A 6,006-nucleotide genomic window follows, 5' to 3' on the forward strand; every position below is an offset into this window, starting at 1 on the left:
TTCGGCGGCAGGCCGTTCAGCGTGCCGTCGTAGTCACCACCCTGGGTGTCCGCCACGAGGCGGGCGAGGTCGATGCTCACCTCCCCGGTGCTCAGATCGATCGTCACCGCCGAGTCCTCGCTGGTCAGCGGTTCGTTGAGGACTGAGTCCAGCGCCGCCTGCAGGTCGAGATCCACTGTGGCCGTGACTCCGAGGTCATCGACGGTGCCGATACCGAGCAGCACAGTGTTCAGGGTGTCGGCCAGACCTTCCAGCAGCGGGTCGATCGTCTCCTCGATGACACCGCCCTCACCGGTCAGGTCGTTGATCGGCCCCGACACCTGGTCGAGACCCTCCGAGAGGGTCTCACTCAGTTCCGCGATCGCGGGACTGGTCAGGAGCAGCGTGCCGTCGGCGATCTGGTAGTCGCCCACCGGATCGCCGTTCTCATCGACCGTGGCCAGCGCAGACAGGGCACCGAGCTCGACCCGGGCATCGTCCAGCAGATCACTCAGCCCGGCCTGCCCCAGCAGCGGCGACAGGTCGACGTAGCTGTTCTCGCCTGGGTCACCCGTGCCCACCGAGATCGCGCCGCTTGCATCGATCAGCCCGGCTGATGCGAGCGGCACCTCACCGTCGGAGGTGCTGGCGTACTGGCCGAGCGCACCGACCCCGATGACGCCGTTCTCGCCGAACAGCTGGAGCCCGTCACCGAGGTCGATGTCCAGCGCACCCAAGACCTCGAGAGACAGCGGGTGGTCCACCTCCCCCCGCGCTTGGGTTGGCGCTGTAGGCCCCGGCGATCTCGGCGATGTCGTTCAGGTTGACGACGCCGCCGCCGGTGAGCAGCCGGCCTTCAGCCTCCGAGTCGTCCGACTGCGCAGCGGACGCCGGCGCCAGCGGACCGGAAAGACCGACCGCCCCTAGCGCTATGGCGGCCACCGAGGCCGTCGCGATGGCCAGCGGCTTGCGCCACTGGGCGCGCACAGTGGTGTGCGCAGACTTCTGCCTTGGTTTCACGTGACTCCCCCGAGCCTGTCGTTATGGACCGGTACCGCGACGGGTCTCCACGACGGGGCCCAGCACGGAACCGACTGTGTACAGATATCAAGAGCGCCGACGACGGCACTCCTGACAGCCGTCACTTTACGGGCGCACAGGCACGCTGACCAGGCGCTTCAGGTCACAAACCGGTAACAATGTCGAAATTTGGACAGGCCGTCTCACACTGTGGCCACGCGCGCTGTCCACCTGTCAAGACCGCCTCGGGCAGGTGCCGGGCTTAGAGTGGCGCCGATGCCAACACGCCTACGCCCGCTGACCGTGGTGGTTGCCCTGACGGTGGCCGTCACGCTGGTCGCGGCTGCCGCGCTGGTGCGACCGTCCGCGCATGTCGCGCACAACACGCTGTACCAAAACGGTGTTGCCATCGACGCCGAGGGCACCCCTACCATCGTCGCCGCGGGCGACGATGTGCACTTCCTCGCCGGTACACGCGTGATCGACCCCGGTCCCGGTGCGGACCTGGCCGCCGCCGAGGAGGTCGCGACGGAGAGCCGGCAGTGGCTCGCGCAGGGCACGGTGCCGGGCACGCAGAGCGGGTACGGCGACCTGGCCCGCACGGCGCTGCTCGACCTGCGCACGCTCACCGCCACCGACGGTGCCGTGCTCGCCGGACCATCGACCGCCTGGCGGTATGTCTGGCCACGGGATGCCTCCTTCGTCGCCGCCGCCTACACCGCCACCGGTCACGGCGCCGAGGCTGTGGCCATCCTCGACTTCCTGCAGCAGGTACAAGAACCCGACGGCTCGTTCCACGCCCGCTACCTGCCGGACGGCTCCGGCGTGCCGGACGACCGCGGCCTGCAGACCGACGGCAGCGGCTGGGTGCTCTGGGCCCTGGACCGGCTGCTCACCGCGGCGCCGGAGCTCGACCTGGACCCGGCGGCGTTGCAGGACCGGTTCACGCCGATGCTGCAGCGCGCCACCGACTACCTGCTGCGCCAGACCGGCACGAGCACGGGGCTGCCGCTGCCCTCGGCGGACTACTGGGAGCGTCCGGAGGCCCACGTCACCCTCGGCACCGCCGCCCCCGTGCTCGCCGGGCTGGAGGCCGCTGCGCGGATGCACCATCGAGCCGGACCGGCCGACCGCGCCGACCAGCTCGATGCCCGTGCCGAGACGTTGCGCGCTGCGATCGCCGAGGAGTTCGGCCGCTACGGCTACGGCCGCTACCCCCGCCGCACCGCCCAGGACGCTGCCGTGGCGTTCACCCTGCCCCCGTTACTCGCCGAGCCGCTGCCCGGTGCGCTGGCCGCCTGGCAGGCCTCCATCCCGGAGATGGCCCGTCCCGGCGGCGGGCTCGCCCCTGGCACCACCTGGGGCGAGCCGTCGATGTCCTGGACCCCGGAGACTGCCCTGTATGCGTGGGCGGCTGCAGCCAACGGCCACCCCGGTCAGGCTCGGCAGTGGCTCGACTGGATCGACACCCACCGCACCGCCATCGGCGCGATCCCGGAGAAGGTCGGCCCGGACGGTTCACCTGCGCACGTGGCACCGCTGACCTGGAGCGGCGCGCTGACCCTGCTCACGCTCACCGAGCTGGACCGCTCGGCGGTCCCCGACCGGGCCGAGTAGCCCAATCGCGCACACCCAGCCCGGTACGCCGGGTCACCCAGAGCACGCCCGGTGAGCTCCGCCGTCCCGGGCACACCACGAGCAGCGCAGCGCGCGGCGAGGCAGAAGACCGTCCCGGGCACCGGGTCCTGGCCCTAGCCCTGGAAGTCCGGCCGCAGCACGATCACCACACCGTTGGAGGCCGCGTCCGGGTCCTCGTACAGCGCCGTGATGCCGAGCTCGTCGCCGATCGCCTCGGCTTCGTCGGCCATGTCCGCAGTGGTGTAGAAGATCGCGCTGTCGGTGGGCAGCCGGTAGCTGTAGTCGTCGGCGACCACGTTGGACCAACCGTCGTCAGCCAGCTGCGCCGTGACCTCGCCGGCCAGTCCGCCCACCCCGGCGCCGTTGAGCACCCACACACCCAGGTCACGATCCAGATCATCGGCTGGAGTGGTCTCCTCCTCGGTCGGCGACTCGCTCTCCTCGTCGGTGCTCTCCCCGTCCTGGCCGGGCTCGCCCTCGTCGGTGGTCTCCTCACCGCCGGCGGAGGGGTCGTCGCTGCCCGAGACCTCGGCACTGGTCGGGTCGGCCGCCGGATCGGTCTCCTGCGACCACAGCTGCACCACGGTGAAGGCGAGCACCGGAGCGAGGACGAGCACCACCACGAACGGCAGTGTGCGCCGCCACCACGGCACCGGTCGGCGGTGCACTCCCACCGGGACCCGGTCGGCACCGAGCGTGTCGAACTCGTCCTCGTCGTAGGCGTAGGGCTGCTTGGTCACTGGGGAAGGCTAACCCGTGCAGGTCGCCTCAGAGGTCATTGCCGAGGCGGCGGGCCGTACGTTCCCGCTGCCGGGTGGAGCGCATCCGGCGGAGTCGCTTGACCAGCATCGGCTCGGCCGCGAGCGCCGCCGGGTCGTCGATGAGCACGTTCAGCACCTGGTAGTAGCGGGTGGCGGACATGTCGAAGAGCTCGCGGATCGCGGTCTCCTTCGCCCCGGCGTACTTCCACCACTGCCGCTCGAAGGCGAGGATCTGGGCGTCCCGCTCGCTGAGCTCACCAGCGGTGGCCGTGGTCTCGGCGGTCAACGAACGTGCTGCCGACATCGATCCTCCTCGAGTTTCCGGACGGTGCGTCGCCCATCCTAGGGGCAAACGACATGCGTGTCATTCAGCTGCGGCGGCGGGTGGTGTGATATCGCGGCACGGTCGTGACACCCTAGGGCCGTGCACACCTCAGCGACAACGAGACCACGGCCGCTGGCCGAGCTGATCGATCCGGGCTGGGCGCACGCGCTGGCCGGCGTCGAGGCCGACATCCACGCGATGGGAGAGTTTCTCCGCGCGGAGATCGCGGCCGGGCGCGGCTACCTGCCCGCAGGGGAGCACGTGCTGCGCGCCTTCACCCGGCCGCTGGCCGGCGTCCGAGTGCTGATCGTGGGCCAGGACCCCTACCCCACCCCGGGGCACGCCATGGGGCTGTCCTTCTCGGTGCACCCGGACGTGCGGCCCATCCCCCGGTCGTTGCAGAACATCTACCGGGAGCTGGTGGAGGACACCGGGGTGCCGGCGCCGTCCACCGGGGACCTGTCCGCGTGGGCAGATGCCGGGGTGCTGCTGCTGAACCGTTCGCTGACGGTACAGCCGGGCCAGCCCGCCTCGCACCGCGGCAAGGGCTGGGAGCGGGTCACCGACGCCGCCATCCGGGCACTGGTGGCCCGGGACCAGCCGCTCGTGGCGATCCTGTGGGGGCGGGACGCACAGTCGCTGCGACCGTTGCTCGGGGACACGCCGATCATCACCAGCGTCCACCCCAGCCCGTTGTCAGCCTCGCGCGGGTTCTTCGGCTCGCGGCCGTTCTCCCGGGCGAACGAGCTGCTCGTGGCCGCTGGCGGCGACCCGGTGGACTGGCGGCTGCCATGAGGGTCGGCTGGGCGCGATACGTCGCCGTGGGGGACTCGATGACCGAGGGGTTGTGGGACCCCGTTCCGGCGGCGGGGCCAGCTGAGGAGGCGCCGCTGCGGGGGTGGGCGGACCGGCTCGCCCTCGCACTGTCCCAGCGTCGGCTCGCCGACGGCGAAGCGCACCTGGAGTACGCCAACCTGGCCGTGCGTGGTCGGTTGCTCGGGCCGATCTTGGCCGACCAGCTGCCGGCGGCCCTGGAGGCGGGCGCCGACCTGGTCTCGGTGGTGGGCGGAGGCAACGACCTGCTCCGCCCGAACGCGGACCCGGACCGGCTGGCGGCCCGGTTGGAACGCGCTGTGCGCACTGCTCGCGACGCAGGTGCGGATGTGCTGCTGGCCACCGGTACGGACACCCGGCGTGCACCGCTGCTGGCCGCGATCCGCCCGAAGGTCGCGGTGTACAACGCCCACATCTGGTCGATCGCCCGGCGCACCGGTGCGCACGTGGTGGACGTGTGGGGGCTGCGGGCGCTGCAGGACTGGCGGATGTGGGCCGAGGATCGGATCCACCTCAGCAGCGAGGGGCACCACCGGGTGGCGCAGGCGGCACTGGTGGCCCTCGGGCTCCCCCCGGACGACCCGCAGTGGACCCGGCCGTTGCCGCCCGGTGAGCGGGTCCGGGCTCGGGAGCAGTGGCGCACCGACGCTGCCTGGGTGCGCCGGGAGGTGGGCCCGTGGGCGGCCCGGCACCTGCGCGGACGCTCCTCCGGCGACGGGCGGGCGGCCAAGCGACCGGCGCTGCTGCCGGTCGATCCCGGTGGGCCACCTGAGGAGCTTCATGGCTGAGGCCAGCGGCTTTGACTACCAGACGCGGGACGGGACCGTGCGGATCACCCATCACGGGAAGCATGCGACCACTCTGCGCGGATCGCGGGCGGCGGAGTTCCTGGCCCGGGTGGAGCGGGAGGATCCGCAGGAGCTGATGGCCCGCCTGACCGGCAACTACCGGCGCGGTAACGAACGGGTGGCCAAGCAGCATCCGCGCAACCGCGGCTGCCGCTGACCCGGAGCGCGGCCCGAGGTGGACGGGCGGAACCGCAGGTGGGCAGGGTGGGGCGGGAGGCAACTACTCGTCGTTGCTGACCAGCCCTAGGGCGTGTCTCTCATTTTCGTAGCCAGGCGATGACGGCGCAGAGGACGACGCCGGCTCGGTAGCTGATGGCGTGCTTGTCGTAGCGGGTGGCGATGGCGCGCCATTGCTTGGCTAGGCCGAATTGTCGTTCGACGACGTTGCGACCGGCGTAAGTTCTCTGGTCCAGGCCAGGCGGGCGACCTCCGCGCGAGCCTTTGGTCTTGCGGGAGGCGATCTCATCGGATTTCTGCGGGATCACCGCCTTGATGCCCCGGGCGGCGAGCATCCTGCGGATCTTGCCCGAGGAGTAGGCCTTGTCCGCGACCACCGCATCGGGCCTGGTCCGAGGCCGGCCAGGGCCCTGGCGAGGTACGC

At 71.4% G+C, this 6,006-nt stretch carries 7 protein-coding genes and 1 pseudogene; 4 read left to right on the forward strand and 4 right to left on the reverse strand.

All coding sequences use genetic code 11. The features are described from left to right. Window positions 1-2 precede the first annotated feature (2 nt). Window positions 3-749: pseudogene (locus K338_RS26475) on the reverse strand (choice-of-anchor G family protein); the annotation flags it as partial. A gap of 526 nt (window positions 750-1,275) precedes the next feature. Between K338_RS26475 and K338_RS23800 the strand changes: the two are divergent. Then, a complete protein-coding gene (locus K338_RS23800) occupies window positions 1,276-2,616 on the forward strand; it encodes a glycoside hydrolase family 15 protein (protein WP_022919573.1) in 1,341 nt (446 codons plus the stop codon). A 134-nt stretch (window positions 2,617-2,750) separates the two neighbouring features. Here K338_RS23800 and K338_RS0118100 read toward each other — a convergent pair whose 3' ends face one another. Then, window positions 2,751-3,377, reverse strand: coding sequence for a LytR C-terminal domain-containing protein (locus K338_RS0118100; RefSeq protein ID WP_022919574.1), 627 nt, complete (start codon window positions 3,375-3,377; stop codon window positions 2,751-2,753). Window positions 3,378-3,405: 28 nt separating this feature from the next. Then, complete coding sequence (locus tag K338_RS0118105) at window positions 3,406-3,702, reverse strand: DUF3263 domain-containing protein (protein WP_022919575.1); 297 nt, start codon at window positions 3,700-3,702, stop codon at window positions 3,406-3,408. 120 nt (window positions 3,703-3,822) lie between these two features. On the opposite strand from K338_RS0118105, the gene K338_RS0118110 reads away from it, so the two are divergent. The 3 genes from K338_RS0118110 to K338_RS0118120 are packed head-to-tail and all read left to right on the forward strand — an operon-like array spanning window position 3,823 to window position 5,562. After that, complete coding sequence (locus K338_RS0118110) at window positions 3,823-4,518, forward strand: uracil-DNA glycosylase (protein WP_022919576.1); 696 nt, start codon at window positions 3,823-3,825, stop codon at window positions 4,516-4,518. Further along, window positions 4,515-5,345 (forward strand): SGNH/GDSL hydrolase family protein, encoded by an 831-nt coding sequence (locus K338_RS0118115; protein ID WP_040654381.1) that lies wholly within the window; start codon window positions 4,515-4,517, stop codon window positions 5,343-5,345. The genes K338_RS0118110 and K338_RS0118115 overlap by 4 nt, the downstream gene beginning before the upstream one ends. Next, on the forward strand, window positions 5,338-5,562 hold the full coding sequence (locus K338_RS0118120) for a hypothetical protein (RefSeq protein WP_022919578.1): 225 nt from the start codon (window positions 5,338-5,340) through the stop codon (window positions 5,560-5,562). The genes K338_RS0118115 and K338_RS0118120 overlap by 8 nt, the downstream gene beginning before the upstream one ends. 100 nt (window positions 5,563-5,662) lie before the next feature. On the opposite strand, the gene K338_RS0118125 is transcribed toward K338_RS0118120, so the two are convergent. After that, window positions 5,663-6,006, reverse strand: a 344-nt coding sequence (locus K338_RS0118125) for an IS5/IS1182 family transposase (RefSeq protein WP_027287015.1), incomplete at its 5' end; no start/stop codon positions are given.

Origin of the sequence: Ruania albidiflava DSM 18029 (assembly GCF_000421225.1) — a bacterium.
Taxonomy (GTDB): domain Bacteria; phylum Actinomycetota; class Actinomycetes; order Actinomycetales; family Beutenbergiaceae; genus Ruania; species Ruania albidiflava.